The following is a 17,231-nucleotide window of genomic DNA, read 5'->3' on the forward strand; positions in this document are numbered from 1 at the left end:
CCAGCATCCCACTCCGGCAGGACAGCACCGTGCCGGAACGAGTGCGCCGAGAGGGGGACGGTCACCGCACCCCCGCCCCGCCGCACCCCCGGTCGAGTTGCTGGGACCCGTCGATGCGAGAAGGTGAGGAGGAACGGCCGGGAAGGGAGCCTGAGGTGGCGAGCGATCCCATCGACGATGCCGCGGTGCTGAACGCGCTGTTCGGCAACTCTCCCCAAGGGCTGTTCGTCTTCGATTCCGAGCGGAAGGTCACCCGCTACAACCCGTCCGGGCGAGGGGTGCGGAAGCTGGCCGCCGAGGACGTGGTCGGGCACGACATCGAGGAGTTCGCGCCCGGTCTGCAGTCGGCCGAGCTGCGGCCCCTGATGGACGAGGTGCTCGCCGGCGGCGTACCGCTGCGGGGGATGCTGGTCCGGGGGAAGTCGCCGTCGGACCCGGACCGGACGCTCGCGGTGGAGGTGTCCCTCTTCCCGCTGCCCGACTCGGGCAACGGGTCTCCCGGCCTGGTCGGCGTGGTGGAGGACGTGACCGAGCGACAGGCCGCGGCGGACCGGCTCGCCGTCCTCAGCAGGGTGCACTCGACTGTCGGTTCCACGCTGGACGTGCGGACCACGGCCGACGAGCTGGTGCGGGCGCTGGTCCCGGCGTTCGCCGACGGGGCGAGCGTCGACCTGCTGGACGACGGTCCCGCTCCCGGCCCCCTGTCGCCGGGAGTCCCGCTGCGCCGGATCTCCTTCGCCCCGGCGGGCACGGTGACCGCCAGGAAGGAGGGGGACAGCCGTCCCTTCCCCTTCCCCACGCCCTACACACAGGCGCTCAACGACACCGAGGCCCGTATCGTCCCGGTGACGCCGGACACGCCGTGGCTGGCCACCGACCCGGACATGTTCGAGCCCTTGCTCAGGGCGAACGTGCACTCCATGATCGTCGTGCCGCTGCGGGTACGGGGCACCGTGCTCGGTCTGCTCACCTTGTACCGGCACCGGACCGACCCCTTCGAGGAGGCCGACCTCGACGTGGCCCGGCAGGCGGCCGCCGCCACCGCCGCCCACCTGGACAACGCGCGCAGTTACCGCCGAGAGCACACCGTGGCCTCCACCCTGCAGCGCAAGCTCCAGCCCAGCACCACCCCGCGCCTGTCGGCGGTGGAGACCGCCCACATGTACCTGCCCGAGAGCGCGGGCGGCGACTGGTACGACGTCATCCCCCTCTCCGGGACCCGCGTCGCCCTCGTCGTCGGCGATGTCGCCGGACACGGCATCGAAGCGGCGGCCACGATGGGCCAGCTCCGTATCGCCCTGCGCACCCTCGCCCTGCAGGACCTGGAGACCGACGAGCTGCTGACCCACCTGGACGAGGTCGCCTCTCAGCTCGCCGAGCCCTCGGACACCCATGTCGCGACCTGCGCGGTCACCGTCTACAACCCGGTCTCCCGCCGGTGCGCCATGGTGCGGGCGGGACACCCGGCGCCGGTGATCGTCGACCCCACCGGCTCGCCCGTCCAGGTCGACGTGCCGTGCGGGCCCCCGCTGGGTGCCGGAGGCGGACGGGTCTTCACCCCGGCGGTGATCGACCTGCCCGCCGGGACCCTGCTCGCCCACTACACCAACGGCCTCCTCGGCGCCCACGCCCACGACCCGGCCGCCGCCCGGCGCAGACTCGCCCGGACCCTCTCCTCGCCCGCGCGGCCACTGCGGGAACTGAGCGACGACGCCGTGTACCGCATGGCGCCCTCCCGCGACGACGACGCCGTACTGCTGCTCGCCCGCACCCACACCCTGGCCAAGGAGAACGTCGCGGACTGGACGCTGCCCGCCGAGCCGCTCGTGGTGAGCACCGCACGGCGGCTCGTCGACCAGCAGCTCTCCGTCTGGCACCTGGACGGGGCGGCGCACACCACCCGGCTCATCGTCAGTGAACTCGTCACCAACGCCATCCGCTACGGCGTCGGCCCCATCCAACTGCGCCTCATCCACGACAGCGGCCGGCTCCTGACCGAGGTCACCGACACCAACAGCACCAGCCCCCACCTGCGCCACGCCCGCGACAGCGACGAAGGCGGGCGCGGCCTCTACATCGTCATGCGCCTCAGCACCCGCTGGGGCGTCCGGCACAGTCACCACGACAAGACGATCTGGTCCGAGCAGCGCCTCGGCGGGGAACCGGACGCGGAGGCCGATGTCCTGCCGTTCGACATGGCGGAGGTGGAGGAACTCATGTGAGCGCCGGCCGCCGCACGTATGCCGTCCAGGTCACGCCCGCGCACACCATGTAGGCGGCGACGAACGCGATGTACGCCCCGTCGCCGTTCCCGACCGCGAGGAACGACTCGCGGAAGGCGATGTTGACCAGCACCCCGCCGAAGGCGCCGACCGCGCCCGCGAAGCCGATCAGCGCCGAGGCGCGGGCCTCGCCGTCGGGGGTGGTGCGGCACAGGGTGGGGATCATCTTGTAGGTCGAGCCGTTGCCCAGCCCGCTGAGGACGAACAGGGCGGTGAACGCCGTCACGAACAGGGGGAGGGAGTGGGCGCGGGACGCGGCCAGGGCCAGCAGCGCGCCGCCCGCCATCGCCACGAAGGCCGCCAGGCTCACCCGTGCCCCGCCGAACCGGTCGGCGAGGCGCCCGCCCACCGGACGCACGAGCGAGCCGAGCAGCGGACCGAGGAAGGTCAGGTACGCGGCGCTGACCGGAGTGGCGAACTCCTCCGCGAACTGCACCTGGAGCACCTGCCCGAAGGCGAACGAGAACCCGATGAACGAGCCGAACGTGCCCACGTACAGCAGTGAGATCAGCCAGGTGTGCCGCCACCCGAGCAGCACGCGCAACCGGCCCGGCGGCCGGGGCACGCGCAGGTCGTCCATCCGCAGATAGGCACACGCGGCGGCGGCCACGACGAGCGGTACGTACAGCAGCACCAGCAGCCGGGGATGCCCCGCGCCGACCGTGGCGAGGACCGCGAGGCCCGCCAACTGCACCGCCGGGACACCGAGGTTGCCGCCGCCCGCGTTGACGCCGAGGGCCCAGCCCTTGAGGGCCTGCGGATAGTACGCGTTGATGTTCGCCATCGAGGAGGCGAAGTTGCCGCCGCCGACCCCGGCGAGGCAGGCGGTGAGCAGCAGGGTGCCGTATGAGGTGCCGGGCTCCAGGACGACCGCGGTCGCCACGGTGGGGACGAGCAGGAGCAGCGCGCTGACCACCGTCCAGGTGCGGCCGCCGAAGACGGCGACGGCGCGGGCGTACGGCACCCGCAGCAGGGCGCCGAGCGCGGTGGGCAGGGCGGTCAGCATGAACTTGCCGGCCGGGTCGACGCCGTACTCCGGGCCGAGGAACAGGACGAGCACGGACCACAGGCTCCAGACGGAGAAGCCGACGTGCTCGGCGACGACGGACCACAGCAGGTTGCGGCGGGCGATCCGGGCGCCGCCCGCCTGCCAGAAGGCGGGGTCCTCGGGGCGCCAGTCGGTGAGTTCACGGCGCCGGCCGGGTATCAGCCGGCGCAGGGGCGGGGCGGCTTCCTGGACGCCAGGGGCATGGGCGGGGTGGGTCACGGGCATGCGGGGCCGCCTTCCGGGGGAGTGGTGCGCACCGGCCACACGGGCAGCCGGGCGGGCGTGCCGTCGGGGGCGGTGGGCTCGTCGAGACAGGTGCCGGTGCTCAGGTCGAAGACCTGCTTGTACATGGGTGAGGCGACGACGCGCGTGGTGCCCCGGCTGCCGAGCAGGCCGCGGGAGATGACCTGGGCGCCGCTGAACGGGTCGCGGTTGCCGACGGCGTGCAGCCGGCCCTCCCGGTCGCGGAACAGGGCGACCTGCTCCTCGCCGAGCAGGACGGCCACGCCCCGGCCGGGGACCAGATCGGCGTACGGCAGCACGGGGACCCAGTGGGCGCCGTGCCGGACCTCGACCAGCACGTCCGTCATCGGCCGGCCTCCTGCGCGGAGACGAGGACCAGCTCCCGCAGCGGGCGCCCGTCCTCACCCGGCCGGGCCGGGCGGATCTGGTCGCGTTCGGGGACGAACGTGACCGTGGGGTCGGGTACGTCCGGCGCGTTGGCGAAGGAGGTGAAACGGCGCAGCCGGTCGGGGTCGTCCAGGACGGCGGCCCACTCGTCCGCGTAGCCGGAGACATGGCGGGCCATCTGGGCGTCCAGGTCGGCCGCGATGCCCAGCGAGTCGTCCAGCACCACGGCCCGCAGATGGTCCAGGCCGCCTTCGAGCCGCTCCAGCCAGGGCGCGGTGCGTTCCAGACGGTCGGCGGTGCGGATGTAGAACATCAGGAAGCGGTCGATGGTGCGGATCAGGGTCGCCTTGTCCAGGTCGGTGGCGAGCAGGTCGGCGTGGCGCGGGGTGGTGCCGCCGTTGCCGCCGACGTAGAGGTTCCAGCCGCTGGAGGTGGCGATGATCCCGAAGTCCTTGGACTGCGCCTCCGCGCACTCGCGGGCGCAGCCGGATACGGCGGACTTCAGCTTGTGCGGGGCACGCAACCCCCGGTAGCGCAGCTCCAGTTCGATGGCGAGCGAGGTGGAGTCCTGTACGCCGTACCGGCACCAGGTCTGCCCGACGCAGGACTTCACGGTGCGCAGCGACTTGCCATAGGCGTGCCCGGACTCGAAGCCGGCGTCGACCAGTCGGCGCCAGACGGCGGGGAGTTGGTCGACGCGGGCTCCGAAGAGGTCGATGCGCTGACCGCCGGTGATCTTGGTGTAGAGGCCGAAGTCGCGGGCCACCTCACCGATGACGATCAGCTTCTCCGGGGTGATCTCCCCGCCGGGGACGCGCGGGACGACCGAATAGGAGCCGTTGCGCTGGAGGTTGGCGAGGTGGTGGTCGTTGGTGTCCTGGAGGGCGGCCTGTTCGCCGTCCAGGACATGGCCGTTGCCCAGGCTCGCCAGGATCGAGGCGACGACGGGCTTGCAGACGTCACAGCCGTCACCGGTGCCGTGGCTGTCGAGGAGCGTGGTGAAGTCGGTGATGCCCCGGACGCGGACGATCTCGTACAACTCGGCGCGGGTGTGGGCGAAGTGTTCGCACAGGTCGCGGGAGATCTCGGTGCCGGACACGGCGAGTTCGTCCCGGACGACGGTGGTGAGCGCCTTTACGCAACTCCCGCAGCCGGTACCGGCCTTGGTGCACTTCTTGACCTCGGCGACGTCGGTGAGGCCCCGCTCCCGTACGGCGGCGCGGACGGCGCCTCCGGTGACGTTGTGGCAGGAGCAGAGCACGGCCTCGTCGGGCAGCTTCGGGGTGGGGGAGCCGCCTTGGGTGGCGGGGAGTACCAACTGCTCGGGGGGTACGGTCAGCGGCTTTCCGGCGAGTGCGAGGGGCCGCAGTACGCCGTACGCCTCGGTGTCGCCCACCAAGACACCGCCCAGGAGGGAGCCGTCGGTGCCGATGACGAGCTTCTTGTACACACCGGAGCGGCTGTCGCTGAAAGTGACGTCGAGCGCGCCCTCGGCCGTGCCGTGCGGGTCGCCGAAGCTGGCCACGTCGACGCCGAGCAGCTTGAGCTTGGTCGAGAGGTCGGCCCCTGTGAACTCGGCTTTCACGGCGCACAGGTGCCGGGCGGCCGTCTCGGCCATCGCGTAACCGGGAGCGACCAGGCCGTACACCCGGCCGTCCACCGCCTGGGCGCACTCCCCGATGGCCCACACACGCGGGTCGGCGGTGCGGCAGGTGGCGTCGACGGTGATGCCGCCGCGCTCACCCACTGGGAGGCCGCAGTCGCGGGCCAGTTGATCGCGGGCGCGGACTCCGGCCGAGAACACCACCAGATCGGCGGGGAGTTCGGTGCCGTCCGAGAGCCGGGCCGCGCTGACACGTCCGTCCGAGCCTGCCTCCACGGCCGAGGTGCCCGCGCCGGTGTGCACGCGCACGCCCAACTCCTCGATCTTGCGGCGCAGTACCGCCCCACCGCCCTCGTCGACCTGGAGGGCCATCAGTCGCGGGGCGAACTCCACCACGTGCGTGTCCAGTCCGAGGGCGCGCAGGGCGCCGGCCGCCTCCAGACCGAGCAGTCCGCCGCCGACGACGATCCCGGTACGGGCGTGTGCCGCGTCCTCGCGGATGGCGCGGACGTCCTCGAGCGTGCGGTACACATGGCAGCCGGGGGTGTCGTGGCCGGGCACGGGCGGCACGAAGGGGTACGAGCCGGTGGCCAGTACCAGCGCGTCGTAGGAGAGGACGCGGCCGGAGGCGCTGGTGACGGTGCGGGCCGCGCGGTCGACGGCCCTCGCCGGGTCGCCCAGGTGGAGGGTGATGCCGTGCCGCGACATGAACTCGTCCGGGACCAGGCTCAGTTCCTCGGCGGTGGTGCCGGAGAACCAGCTCGTCAGGTGGACGCGGTCATAGGCGGGCCGGGATTCTTCGGCGAGGACGGTGACATGCCAGGCGTCGGCGCCGGGCTGCTCGTACAGCGCCTGAAGGAAGCGCTGGCCGACCATGCCGTGGCCGACGAGCACCAGCTCCTTCGGGGGCCGGGTGAGGGGGGCGGTCATGGGCGGGACTCCTCGGTCGCTCGGTGGGACAGCGGGGCGGTGAGCAGGGACAACGGGTCGGGGCCGACGGGCCGGCCGGTGAGATGGGCGCGGGTGAGGGTGCCGGCGGTGGAGAGGTCGCCGACGAGGATCGCGCCGACGATCCGGTCCCCGCGCAGCACGAGCTTCTTGTAGGCGCCTCGAGTGGCGTCCCCGATGCGCAGCACGTCGGCGCCCGCCTCGGCCGCGTCACCGCACGCCCCGAACGCGGCGAACTCCACGGGGCCCGCGGTGAGCCGGGTCATCGGCGGGGAGCCGGTGTACCTCGCCTCGGGCTCGGCGCCGGACAGGCGGGCGGCGAGCACGTCGGCCTGCTCCAAGGCGGTCGTGGCCAGCGCGTACGGAGCGGTGCGGTGCTCGGCGCAGTCCCCGATGGCGTAGGTGTGCGGGGCGCAGGCGAGGGTGTCGTCGACGAGGACGCCGCGCCGTACGGGGAGTCCGGCGGCGCGGGCGAGGGCGGTGCGGGGGCGGACTCCGCAGGTGGTGACCACGAGCTCGGTGCTTGTCGGGGTGACGCTGCTGTCGGGGGTCGACGCGAGGCGGACCGTGACGCCGAGGCGGGCCAGGGTGGTGTGCAGGGCGTGGCCGGCCTGGCTGTCGAGGTGGCGGTCGATCAGGTGGGGGCCCTTGTGAACGAGGTTCACAGGCAGACCGCGGGCGGCAAGGGCGCGGGCCGTGCCGACGCCCAGTACGCCACCGCCGATCACCACGGCGCGGGTGGCGGTGTCGGCGTGACGGGAGATGCCGGCGAGGTCGGCGAGGGAACGCAGCGTGTGCCCGCCCTCCGCGAGCGGTCGTACCGGCTCGGCGCCGGTGGCGAGGACCAGCTCGTCGTACGTCTCACGGCTCCCGTCGGCCAGCGTGAGGGCCCGGCCCCGGACGTCGACGGCCACCACCTCGGTCCCGGTGCGCACGCGGGCATCCCCCGTCGGCAGAGCCGGCGCGTCGCCGCCCCGGTACCGCCCGGCGAGCATGTCGGCCAGAAGGGTTCGGTTGTAGGGCGGCTCGGGCTCAGCCCCGTACAGGACCGTCTCCGTACGCCCGCCGTGCGCCCGAAGCTGCTGGGCCAGGCGCGCGGCGGCCATTCCGGCGCCGACCACGGCGATGCGGCGGGACCTCACGCGCCGACCGCCACCGGCGCGGCGGGCGCCCAGACCCGCGGGAGTACCGCCTTCTCGACCCGCACCGCGCACACCTTGAACTCCGGCATCCGGGACACCGGGTCGAGCGCCGGGTTGGTGAGCAGGTTCGCGCGTCCCCCGCCGGGCCAGTGGAACGGCATGAACACGGTGTCCGGCCGGATGGCCGAGGTGAGGCGGGCCGGGGCGGTGACGGTGCCCCGGCGGCTGGTGACGACGAGCAGATCACCCTCCTGGGAGTCGAGCCGAGCGGCGAGATCGGGATGCAGCTCCACGTACGGACCGGGTGCGGCGGCGGCCAGTTCCGGCACCCGGCGGGTCTGGGCGCCGCTCTGGTAGTGGGTGACGGTGCGCCCGGTGGTCAGGTACAGCGGATACGCGTCGTCGGGTTCCTCGGCGGCGGGCCGGTGCGAGGGCGCGGTGAAGCGGGCGCGGCCGTCGGGGTGGGCGAAACGGTCGAGGAAGAGGCGCGGGGTGCCGGGGTGGGCAGGGGAGGGGCAGGGCCAGAAGACCCCGTCCTCGGCGGCGATGCGGTCGTAGGAGATCCCGGAGTAGTCCGCGGGCGCCCCGGCGGTGGCCCGGCGCAGCTCGGCGAAGACCTCCTCGGGGGCTTCGGGGAACCCCGTCGCGTGGCCCAGGCGTCGGGCCAGTCCGTGCAGGACGGCGAGGTCGCTGCGGACGCCGGCCGGCGGGGTGACGGCGGCGCGGCGGAGCAGGACGCGGCCCTCCAGGTTGGTGAGGGTGCCGGTCTCCTCGGCCCACTGGGTCACCGGCAGGACGACATCGGCCAGCAGCGCGGTCTCGGACAGCACCACGTCGCACACCGCTAGGTGGTCCAGTGAGGCCAGCCGCCGCGTGATGCGGGCCGCGTCCGGGGCCGAGACGACCGGGTTGGACCCCATGACCAGCAGCGTCCGGACCCCGCAGGGCCGGCCGAGGGAGTCCAGCAGCTCGTACGCCGACGACCCGGAGTGCGGCAGGGCGTCGGGGTCCACGTCCCACAGGGCGGCGATGTGCGCCCGTGCCTCGGGGTCCTCCAGCGAGCGGTAGCCGGGGAGTTGGTCCGCCTTCTGCCCGTGCTCGCGGCCGCCCTGGCCGTTGCCCTGCCCGGTGAGGCACCCGTATCCGCTCAGCGGGCGTCCGGCCCGGCCGGTGGCCAGGCACAGGTCGATCCAGGCGCCGACGGTCGCGGTGCCCTTGCTCTGCTGCTCTGGCCCGCGCGCGGTGAGCACCATGGCGTGCGGGGTGCGGGTGAACAGAGCGACGGCTTGCCGGAGTCGGGGCACGGGAACGCCGGTCAGGGCCTCCACCCGTTCCGGCCAGTGAGCCATCGCGGCGGCGCGGGCATCGGCCCAGCCGGTCGTACGGGCCGCGATGAACTCCTCGTCCAACTGCCCTTCGGCTATGGCCAGATGCAGCAGCCCGAGCGCCAGGGCCAGGTCGGTGCCGGGGACGGGCTGGAGGTGGAGGTCGGCCAGTTCGGCGGTGCGGGTGCGGCGCGGGTCGACGACGATCAGAGTGCCGCCGTTCTCCCGCAGCTCACGCAGGTGGCGCACGGCGGGCGGCATCGTCTCGGCCGGGTTGGCGCCGACCAGGATCACACAGCCGGTGCGGGCCACGTCCGCGAGCGGGAAGGGCAGACCCCGGTCCAGGCCGAAGGCGGCGCGGGAGGCGGCGGCTGCGGAGGACATGCAGAAGCGGCCGTTGTAGTCGATCGAGCGGGTGCGCAGCGCGACCCGGGCGAACTTGCCCAGCAGGTACGCCTTTTCGTTGGTCAGGCCGCCACCGCCGAACACCCCCACCGCGTCCGGCCCTTGAGCCTTTGCAGTGGCCCTCATCGCCCCGGCGACCCGGTCCAGCGCCTCCTCCCACGACGCCTCGCGCAGCCCGTCCGCGTCCCGGACCAGGGGCGCGGTCAGTCGTACGCCGGGCGCCAGCAGCGCGGCCGAGGACTGTCCCTTCCCGCACAAGGCACCCCGGTTCACCGGGAATTCGTCGCGCCCGGTGACCTCGGGAACCCCTCCGGCGGGGCTCGGGCCGAGGCGCATGCCGCACTGGAGGGCGCAGTAGGGGCAGTGGGTGTCGGTCATGGCAACGAGGCTGGCCTCCCGCCGTTTCCGCCGAAGCTCAGCCGCGTTGCCCGTGCGGAACGGGACGCGCACAGGCCCGCCGGAGCGGTGTGCGCGGGAGGACATCTTCCGTAACACGCAGGCCCGTTGCGGTAACCGCGACGTGACAGGCGGGCAACGGCCGCGACATCGCGCCCCCGCAGCCTCGGGGCATGAAGGCCGGTACCAGGGAGACGGCCGCCGAACTCACCGGATTCACGGTGGGTGTCACGGCGGCACGCAGGCGTGAGGAACTGACGGCGCTGTTGCGGCGGCGCGGGGCGCGGGTGATGGAGGCGCCCGCGCTGCGCATCGTGCCGCTGGAGGACGACGCGGCACTGCGGGCGGCCACCGAGCGGTGCCTCGCCGCCCCGCTGGACTACGTGGTGGCCACCACCGGCGTCGGCTGGCGCGGCTGGATGAGCGCCGCCGAGGGCTGGGGGTACGGCGCCGCCCTCACCGCTGCCTGCCGCGAGGCGGAGGTGCTCTCGCGCGGCCCGAAGGCGACGGGCGCGGTACGGGCCTGCGGCACCACCGAGACGTACTCGCCCGCCTCGGAGGCGGTGGACGAACTGCGCACCTGGCTGCTCGCGCGGGATCTGCGGGGACGGCGGGTCGCGGTGCAGGAGCACGGGGCGCCGCTGCCGGGGCTGACCTCGGCACTGCGGGAGCGGGGCGCGGAGGTGGTGGAGGTCCCGGTGTACCGGTGGGCGCCGCCCCAGGACCCCGAGCCGGTGCGACGGCTGGCCGAGGCGACGGCGCGCGGCGACGTGCACGCCCTGCTGTTCACTTCCGCGCCGGCCATCACCTCCTTCCTGGAGCACGCGGAGGCGGCGGGCACGTACGAGACGGTCCTCGAACGGCTGCGTACGGACGTGCTCCCCCTGTGCGTCGGCGCGGTGTGCGCCCGACCGCTGCTGGAGGTGGGCGCCGGGCCGGTGTGGCCCGGGCGAGGGAGACTGGGAGCGATGGTCCACCTGCTCACCGCCACGCTCCCCGACCGCGACCGCCACCTGGTCCCGGCCGGCGACCGGACGCTGGTCCTCCAGGGCAACGCACTCCTTCTCGGCGACGACACCCCGGCCGAAGCGGTATGGCTGACGCCGGGCTCGGCACGGGTCCTCCGGGCCCTCGCCGAACGCCCCGGCTGGGTGGTCGGCCGCCCCGAACTGCTGCGCCGCCTCTGGCCGGGCCGGGGCGCGGACGAGCACGCCGTGGAGGCCGCGGTGACGCGGCTGCGAGCAGCCCTCGGCCCCTACGCGAGCCTGATCCGCACGGTGCCCAAGCGCGGCTACCGCCTGGCGACGGAGCCCGACGGAGGCACCCGGTGAACGCCACGCTGCTGGCCGTCGCCCACGGCACCCGCGACCCGGAGGGCGTCCGCACGGTACGCGCCCTGCTGGAGAAGGTCCGCCGGCTGCGCCCCGGTCTACGGGTCGAGCCGGCCTGGCTGGGCCTGGTGGAACCCTCGGTGCCCCAGGCGCTGGCCTCGCTCCCCGGCCCGGTGATCGCCGTACCCCTCCTCCTGGCCAGCGGCTACCACGTACGCGCCGACATCCCGGACCTCCTCGCCGAGGCCGTGGGCACGGTACGGGTCACCCCGGCCCTCGGCCCGGCCCCCCTCCTCGCCGAGGCCCTGGCATCCCGCCTGACCGAAGCGGGCCGCCCACGGGACGCGTCCCCCGTCGTCCTCGCCGCCACCGGCTCCTCCGACCCCCGCGCCCGAGCGGACACAGCCGAGTCGGCCCGCCTCCTGTCCGCCCGCCTGAACGCCCCGGTGACACCGTCCTTCGCCTCCGGAGCGGGCCCCACGCCCGCCGAAGCGATCGCCGCCTGGCACAGGGCAGGCCACCGGGACGTATCCCTCGCCACCCACCTCCTGGCGCCGGGCCACTTCGCCCACACCCTGACCCAGACCGAGGCCCGCTGGACATCGGCACCCCTGGGCACGCACCCGTCGGTGGCGGAGCTGGTGGTGCGGCGGTACGACGAGGCAGCGGTGCCGGAAGCGGTGCAGCGTCCGCGTGGTGCCACGGCTCGGGGTTCGGCGAAGGCTTACGCCCCTTGAACGACCGCCAGCCCCATCTCCGCACACGCCGTCTGAAGCGCCTCCAGCCCGAAAGCCTCCACCGGCCCCACCACGCCGGCCGTACCCCCGGACCGCCCGACGAGCGACTCCGCGGCCCAAGCCATCAGCTCTCCGGTGAGGCTGTACGCGCTGGGTCCCTCCAAGTGGACCTCGGCCAGGGGCGCGCTGCCGGTCGACGCGACGGCCACGACGTACGAGCGGGTGCGGGCGCGTTCTGCCGCGTCCGGGCCGCCCGCCGGGCCCAGGGTCATGGGGAACGTGAGGGCGTCCGCCAGGCGGTGGCCGCCGGGGAGGCGGGTCAGGGTGTTCACCGCCGAGGAGATCAGGGTGAGGGGGCGGCTCAGGGCCGGGAACCAGCCGTTGTACACGGCGACGTCTGTCAGGGACGGGAACTCCGAGGGCAGGAACAGGACTTCGGTGCCGGAGACCAGGAAGGCGGACTTCCGGTGGCCGTCCATGTCGAAGTCCCGGACGCGGGACGCGGTGCGTTCGTCCACGAGGTGGTGGTCGCGCCAGGCGGGGGACGGGAGCGTGAGGCCGTCGCGCATGGTCGTGCGGGTGCCCTGGCTGATGCCGCGCCAGAGGGGGCCGGTGGCGAAATAGCCGATGTCCAGGGCGCGTACGGCTGCACCGGCGCGGTGGGCGGCGAGGGTTCCGGCGAGGATGCCGGGGACGTAGTCGTAGCCGAAGGCCGGGAGCATGACGGCGCCGGTCTCGCGGGCGCGCTCGTCGTACCGGTCGCGCACCGCACGGACGAAGCCGACCTCGCCGGTGGAGTCGACGTAGTGGGCGCCCGCCTCGGCAGCGGCCTCGGCGACGGGGTACCCGAGGCGTTCGAAGGGGCCGACGGTGGTGACGAGTACGTCGCCCTGCTTCAAGTGCCGCTTGAGTGACGTGGGTTGGGAGGCGTCCACCACCACGTGGTCGAGGTCGCCGTGGCGTTCGGCGAGGGCTGTGAGGGCGGCGGCGTTGCGGCCCGCCAGGACCGGGCGGGTGCCCCGGTGCAGGAGGGCTCGCAGGACGAGACCGCCCGTGTAGCCGGTGGCGCCCAGGAGAAGGATGCGGCTGTTCACCTCGGTCAGCTCCCGCCCAGGTCGGAGACCAGGCGCTTGGCCAGCCGTTCGGAGGAGACCGGGTTCTGGCCGGTGTAGAGGTTGCGGTCGACCACCACGTACGGCAGCAGGGGCAGGCGGGCCTTGGTGTAGTCCGCGCCCATCTCGCGCAGACGGTCCTCCAGCAGCCAGGGGGCCTTGCGGCCGAAGCTGTTGAGCTTCTCCTCGGTGTTGGACAGGCCCGTCATCCGGTACCCGGCGAACGGCCACGAGCCGTCCGCGTTGCGGGCGGCCAGGGTCGCGGCCGGGGCGTGGCACAGCAGGGCCAGCGGCTTGCCGGAGTGGAGTACGCGGGTGAGCAGCTCACCCGAGACCTCGTCGTAGGCCAGGTCCTCCATCGGGCCGTGCCCGCCGGGGTAGAAGACCAGGTCGTACTCGGCCGGGTGCACCTCGTCCAGCGGCAGCGGGCTGTCCAACTCGGCCTGGATCGAGTCCAGATAGTGGCCGACCTCGCGGAGCTTGCCGGGCAGGCCGGCCGTGCGGGACATGCTCAGGCGGTCCAGCGTCGGGGGCTTGCCGCCCGGTGTGGCGATGGTGATCTCCCAGCCGGCCTCGCTGAAGATCTTGTGCGGCATCGCCAGTTCCTCGCCCCAGTAGCCCGAGGGGTGCTTGGTTCCGTCGTTCAGCGTCCAGTGATCGGCCGCGGACACGACGAAGAGGACCTTGGTCATGGCAGTTGCTCCTTCTGTCGGCACTACATAGCACCGTACGTCATTTCTGGCACAGTGTGCCAGGAGTGGCACTGGTAACCTCTCGGTATGAGGGAGAACAGCACCACGCCCGGGCTGCGACTGCGGACTCGCCGGCTCGTCACGGAGGCCCTGTCCGACACGGCCCTGGAGCTGTTCGACGCGTCCGGCTTCGACCAGGTGACCGTCGCCGACATCGCGCGGGCGGCCGGCATCTCCCCGCGCAGCTTCTTCCGCTACTTCGGCAACAAGGAGGACGTGGTCTTCGGGGACCGGGTCCCCACCGCCGAGGAGGTCCGCGACGAGCTGTGCCGCCATCTCGCCGGGCACACTCCCTGGGACGCCCTGCGCGCCACCTTCGTCGTCGCGGCCGAGCAGATGGACGCCGACGCCGGGCGCTGGAAGCGGGCGACCCGCGTCATCTGCCACACCCCGGCCCTGCGCGCCCGCTACCTGGAGAGGCACCTCGCGTGGAGCGGGCTGCTCGTGCCCGAACTCGCCGCGCGCCTTCAGCCCGGCGGCCCGGTCGCCCACCTGAAGGCACAGACCATGCTCAACACCGCCCTGGCCTGCTTCGACGTCGCCCTGGAGAACTGGGCCGACACCGAGGACGGCCGACCGCTCGCCACCCTCGTCACCGAGGTCTTCGGCTTCGTGGCCATCCCGGACGCCTGAGCATGGGCATCCCACACGCCTGAGCATGGGCGTCCCACACGCCCCAGCCGGGCATCCCGGACTCCTGAGCATGGGCATCCCGCACGCCCCAGCCGGGCATCCCGGACTCCTGAGCATGGGCATCCCGCACGCCCCAGCCGGGCATCCCACACGCCTGAGCATGGGCATCCCGCACGCCCCAGCCGGGCATCCCACACGCCTGAGCATGGGCATCCCGCACGCCTCAGCCGGGCATCCCACACGCCTCAGCCGGGCATCCCACACGCCTCAGCCGGGCATTCCGTCGGCTGAGCGGAGCAGCCTGCCCGACTGCCCCGAGCAACCCGCACTGGTAAGCCGAGCGTCCCGCCCGCCCGGCCTGCGCACCCCGTGCGACCGGCCTGCGCGCCCCGCTCGACCGGCCCGCGCGCCGCCCCCGCCGGCCGGTTGAGGTCCATGGATGGCGACCGGGCGCCCGCCGATCTCGTCGGCGAGGTCTACGGCCTGTGGGCATCCCGCCCGACTGCACGAGCGATCCGCGCTACTGAGCCGAACGCCCGCCCCGCCCGACTGGCCCGCGCCTCCGCCCGGCCGGGCCACCCGCCCCCCGGTGGCCGGTTGCGCTCCATGGCGAGCGATCGGACGCCCGCCGTCGTCCGAGAGGTCCAGGGGTTCGTGGGCATCCCGCACGCCTGGCCCGGGCAAACCCGAACCGCCGAGCCGCCCCCACCCGACCGCCCCATGCCCCCCGGCGCCGGTTGCGCTCCACCCCCGGCCCCCCAAACATGGACAAGGGGAAACCGCATGTGTGGGTGATCTCCGACTCGGGGTAGCCGTCACCACCACGCGGCCGGATCGGCCGCGGGACGGGTGCTCGTGTGCCCGGTCCAGGGAACAGCGCAAGGAGTGACCATGTCCGAAATCCCGCCGCCCGTCACCCCGTACCTCGAACCCGCCGCCAAGGAGCTGGCCGAGGCGACCGATCCGCACCCCCGCATCTACGAGGTCCCGCCGGAACAGGGCCGGGCCATCCTCGCCGACCTGCAGAGCGACACCAGCGTGCCCCGTCCCGAGGTCGACGAGGAGTGGGTGGACGTGGACGCGGGCGAGTGGGGCACCGTCCGCACCCGCATCATCCGCCCCAAGGGCGTGACCGGCCCGCTGCCGGTGCTGATCTACATCCACGGCGCGGGCTGGGTCTTCGGCGACGACAAGACCCACGACCGCCTCTTCCGTGAACTGACCGTCGGCGCGGGCGCGGCGGGCGTCTTCCCGGTCTACGACCGGGCGCCGGAGGCGAAGTACCCCACTCAGGTGGAGCAGAACTACGCGGTGGGCCAGTGGGTCCTCGAACACGGCGCGGAGCACGGCCTGGACACCTCCAGCATCGCCGTCACCGGCGAGTCCGTCGGCGGCTGCATGTCGGCGGTGTTCGCGCTGATGAACAAGGACCGCGGCGGCATCGACCTCAAGGCCCAGTGCCTGCTGTACCCCGTGGCCGACGCAGGCTTCGACACGCCGTCCTACGAGCAGTTCGCCGAGGGCTACTACCTCACCCGCGACGGCATGAAGTGGTTCTGGGACGCCTACACCTCGGACCCGTCCCAGCGCTCCGAGAAGTACGCCGCCCCGCTCCAGGCGTCCCTCGACGAGCTGAAGGGCCTGCCGCCCACGCTGGTCATCACCGACGAGGCGGACGTGCTGCGCGACGAGGGCGAGGAGTACGCCAACAAGCTCCGCGAGGCGGGCAACGACGTCACCTCCGTCCGGGTCGCCGGCATGGTCCACGACTTCCTGCTCCTGGACAGCCTGCGCGACACCAGGGCGGCGAACATCGCCCGCAAGATCGCCATCGACTTCCTGGGATCGGCGCTGCACCCGGACGACTGAACAGGGCGGGAGCGCGACGTGTTGACGGTGCTTACATCGGTGGCTACGCTGATGTAATCACCGTCAACATGTGAGCCAGGAGCCGCATCATGCCCTCGTCCCAGCCCCAGCCCGAGGCCGTCAAGGTCGACCTCGGCGGCCGCTCGGTCAGCGTCCCCAAGGGGGGCCTGTACGACCGGTACCGGATGGACACCGACCTGGACGCGGTCGCCCGCGACCCCCGCGTCAGCGGCGTCGACTTCTTCCGGAAGCTGCCCAAGACCAAGGTCGACTCGCCCATCGGCGAGACCCTCACCCCGAACTTCTACTACCGCATCTCCACCGCCCGGCTCACGATGCTCGCGCCCACCCGCGCCATCCGCTCCCGGCTGCCCCGCGAGCTGGCCCCGCTGGAGGTCGCGCCCGGCCTCGGCCTGGTGTCCGCGATGTTCTTCCGGTACGACGTGTGCGACATCGACTTCTACACCGAGGCGGCCGTCGGCATCGCGGTGAAGCCCGCCCGTCACGGCAAGCTCGGCTTCTTCGACCTCGTCGCCGCGCTCAAGAACGAGCACCTCGACTCCTACGTGCTCTCCCTGCCGGTCAGCACCGAGATCGCCCAGGTCCGCGGCCACGACGGCTACGGCTTCCCCAAGTGGGTGACCGGCCTGGACGTCGACATCGACGCCCACCGCACCACCGCGCGGGTGGCCAACGACGCGGGCGGGGTCGACCTCGCGCTCTCCGCGCCCACCCCCGCCCAGAACAGCTTCCCGAGCGGCAAGCGGGTCGCGTCGCTGACCTCGTACACCTCGATCGACGGCGCCTGGCACTCGACCCTCAGCCAGACCAACGTGCTCTCGGCCGGTACCGCGCTCGTCCCGCGCGACCTCCAGCTCACGGTGGGCGAGGGGCGGATGGCCGACGACCTGCGCTCCCTCAAGCCGATCCGGACCATCCAGTTCGACGTCGTGACCGAGGGGCAGCTCGCCCTGCACATGCCGGTCCCGACCTCGGTCCGCAGCCGGTAGGAGAGGAA

At 73.3% G+C, this 17,231-nt stretch carries 13 protein-coding genes; 6 read left to right on the forward strand and 7 right to left on the reverse strand.

The annotated features are described in order from the left end of the window. The first annotated feature begins 155 nt into the window (after positions 1-155). The gene (locus tag ACZ3HQ_RS06660; RefSeq protein WP_467508606.1) at positions 156-2,222 is read left to right on the forward strand and encodes a SpoIIE family protein phosphatase; all 2,067 of its coding nucleotides are present in this window, start codon (positions 156-158) and stop codon (positions 2,220-2,222) included. Here the strand turns inward: ACZ3HQ_RS06660 and ACZ3HQ_RS06665 are convergent. The 5 genes from ACZ3HQ_RS06665 to ACZ3HQ_RS06685 are packed head-to-tail and all read right to left on the reverse strand — an operon-like array spanning position 2,215 to position 9,761. Continuing rightward, a complete protein-coding gene (locus ACZ3HQ_RS06665) occupies positions 2,215-3,555 on the reverse strand; it encodes a nitrate/nitrite transporter (protein WP_467508607.1) in 1,341 nt (446 codons plus the stop codon). The genes ACZ3HQ_RS06660 and ACZ3HQ_RS06665 overlap by 8 nt on opposite strands. Further along, the gene (locus ACZ3HQ_RS06670; RefSeq protein ID WP_467508608.1) at positions 3,546-3,920 is read right to left on the reverse strand and encodes a nitrite reductase (NAD(P)H) small subunit; all 375 of its coding nucleotides are present in this window, start codon (positions 3,918-3,920) and stop codon (positions 3,546-3,548) included. The genes ACZ3HQ_RS06665 and ACZ3HQ_RS06670 overlap by 10 nt, the downstream gene beginning before the upstream one ends. Then, positions 3,917-6,493: a nitrite reductase large subunit NirB gene (gene nirB, locus ACZ3HQ_RS06675; protein WP_467508609.1), complete on the reverse strand. Its 2,577-nt coding sequence runs from the start codon at positions 6,491-6,493 to the stop codon at positions 3,917-3,919. The genes ACZ3HQ_RS06670 and nirB overlap by 4 nt, the downstream gene beginning before the upstream one ends. After that, positions 6,490-7,653, reverse strand: coding sequence for an NAD(P)/FAD-dependent oxidoreductase (locus ACZ3HQ_RS06680; protein ID WP_467508610.1), 1,164 nt, complete (start codon positions 7,651-7,653; stop codon positions 6,490-6,492). Before ACZ3HQ_RS06680 ends, nirB begins: the two co-directional genes overlap by 4 nt. Then, positions 7,650-9,761: a molybdopterin oxidoreductase family protein gene (locus ACZ3HQ_RS06685; protein ID WP_467508611.1), complete on the reverse strand. Its 2,112-nt coding sequence runs from the start codon at positions 9,759-9,761 to the stop codon at positions 7,650-7,652. The genes ACZ3HQ_RS06680 and ACZ3HQ_RS06685 overlap by 4 nt, the downstream gene beginning before the upstream one ends. 191 nt (positions 9,762-9,952) lie before the next feature. Here ACZ3HQ_RS06685 and ACZ3HQ_RS06690 point away from each other — a divergent pair, with 191 nt between their 5' ends. Then, positions 9,953-11,110, forward strand: coding sequence for a uroporphyrinogen-III synthase (locus ACZ3HQ_RS06690; RefSeq protein ID WP_467508612.1), 1,158 nt, complete (start codon positions 9,953-9,955; stop codon positions 11,108-11,110). Next, positions 11,107-11,847, forward strand: a complete 741-nt coding sequence (locus ACZ3HQ_RS06695) for a sirohydrochlorin chelatase (protein WP_467508613.1) — start codon at positions 11,107-11,109, stop codon at positions 11,845-11,847. The genes ACZ3HQ_RS06690 and ACZ3HQ_RS06695 overlap by 4 nt, the downstream gene beginning before the upstream one ends. Here the strand turns inward: ACZ3HQ_RS06695 and ACZ3HQ_RS06700 are convergent. Beyond that, positions 11,835-12,941 carry a saccharopine dehydrogenase family protein gene (locus ACZ3HQ_RS06700; RefSeq protein ID WP_467508614.1) on the reverse strand — a complete coding sequence of 369 codons (1,107 nt, stop codon included), beginning with the start codon at positions 12,939-12,941 and terminating at the stop codon, positions 11,835-11,837. The genes ACZ3HQ_RS06695 and ACZ3HQ_RS06700 overlap by 13 nt on opposite strands. A 5-nt stretch (positions 12,942-12,946) precedes the next feature. Further along, positions 12,947-13,651 (reverse strand): type 1 glutamine amidotransferase domain-containing protein, encoded by a 705-nt coding sequence (locus tag ACZ3HQ_RS06705; protein WP_467508615.1) that lies wholly within the window; start codon positions 13,649-13,651, stop codon positions 12,947-12,949. Positions 13,652-13,738: 87 nt separating this feature from the next. On the opposite strand from ACZ3HQ_RS06705, the gene ACZ3HQ_RS06710 reads away from it, so the two are divergent. The 3 genes from ACZ3HQ_RS06710 to ACZ3HQ_RS06720 all read left to right on the forward strand — a co-directional run bounded on the left by ACZ3HQ_RS06710 (position 13,739) and on the right by ACZ3HQ_RS06720 (position 17,223). After that, positions 13,739-14,344, forward strand: a complete 606-nt coding sequence (locus ACZ3HQ_RS06710) for a TetR family transcriptional regulator (RefSeq protein ID WP_467508616.1) — start codon at positions 13,739-13,741, stop codon at positions 14,342-14,344. A gap of 891 nt (positions 14,345-15,235) precedes the next feature. After that, a complete protein-coding gene (locus ACZ3HQ_RS06715; RefSeq protein ID WP_467508617.1) occupies positions 15,236-16,213 on the forward strand; it encodes an alpha/beta hydrolase in 978 nt (325 codons plus the stop codon). Positions 16,214-16,302: 89 nt separating this feature from the next. Beyond that, entirely contained in the window at positions 16,303-17,223 is a 921-nt protein-coding gene (locus ACZ3HQ_RS06720; protein ID WP_467508618.1) for an acetoacetate decarboxylase family protein, read from the forward strand. Positions 17,224-17,231 lie beyond the last annotated feature (8 nt).

This window comes from Streptomyces sp. NPDC018263 (assembly GCF_055562575.1).

Bases quoted from the DNA above. Each gene is read 5' to 3' on its own strand.
- ACZ3HQ_RS06665 (WP_467508607.1), bottom strand. From the start codon at position 3,555: ATGCCCGTGACCCACCCCGCCCATGCCCCTGGCGTCCAGGAAGCCGCC.
- ACZ3HQ_RS06670 (WP_467508608.1), bottom strand. From the start codon at position 3,920: ATGACGGACGTGCTGGTCGAGGTCCGGCACGGCGCCCACTGGGTCCCC.
- nirB (WP_467508609.1), bottom strand. From the start codon at position 6,493: ATGACCGCCCCCCTCACCCGGCCCCCGAAGGAGCTGGTGCTCGTCGGC.
- ACZ3HQ_RS06685 (WP_467508611.1), bottom strand. From the start codon at position 9,761: ATGACCGACACCCACTGCCCCTACTGCGCCCTCCAGTGCGGCATGCGC.
- ACZ3HQ_RS06690 (WP_467508612.1), top strand. From the start codon at position 9,953: ATGAAGGCCGGTACCAGGGAGACGGCCGCCGAACTCACCGGATTCACG.
- ACZ3HQ_RS06705 (WP_467508615.1), bottom strand. From the start codon at position 13,651: ATGACCAAGGTCCTCTTCGTCGTGTCCGCGGCCGATCACTGGACGCTG.
- ACZ3HQ_RS06710 (WP_467508616.1), top strand. From the start codon at position 13,739: ATGAGGGAGAACAGCACCACGCCCGGGCTGCGACTGCGGACTCGCCGG.
- ACZ3HQ_RS06715 (WP_467508617.1), top strand. From the start codon at position 15,236: ATGTCCGAAATCCCGCCGCCCGTCACCCCGTACCTCGAACCCGCCGCC.
- ACZ3HQ_RS06720 (WP_467508618.1), top strand. From the start codon at position 16,303: ATGCCCTCGTCCCAGCCCCAGCCCGAGGCCGTCAAGGTCGACCTCGGC.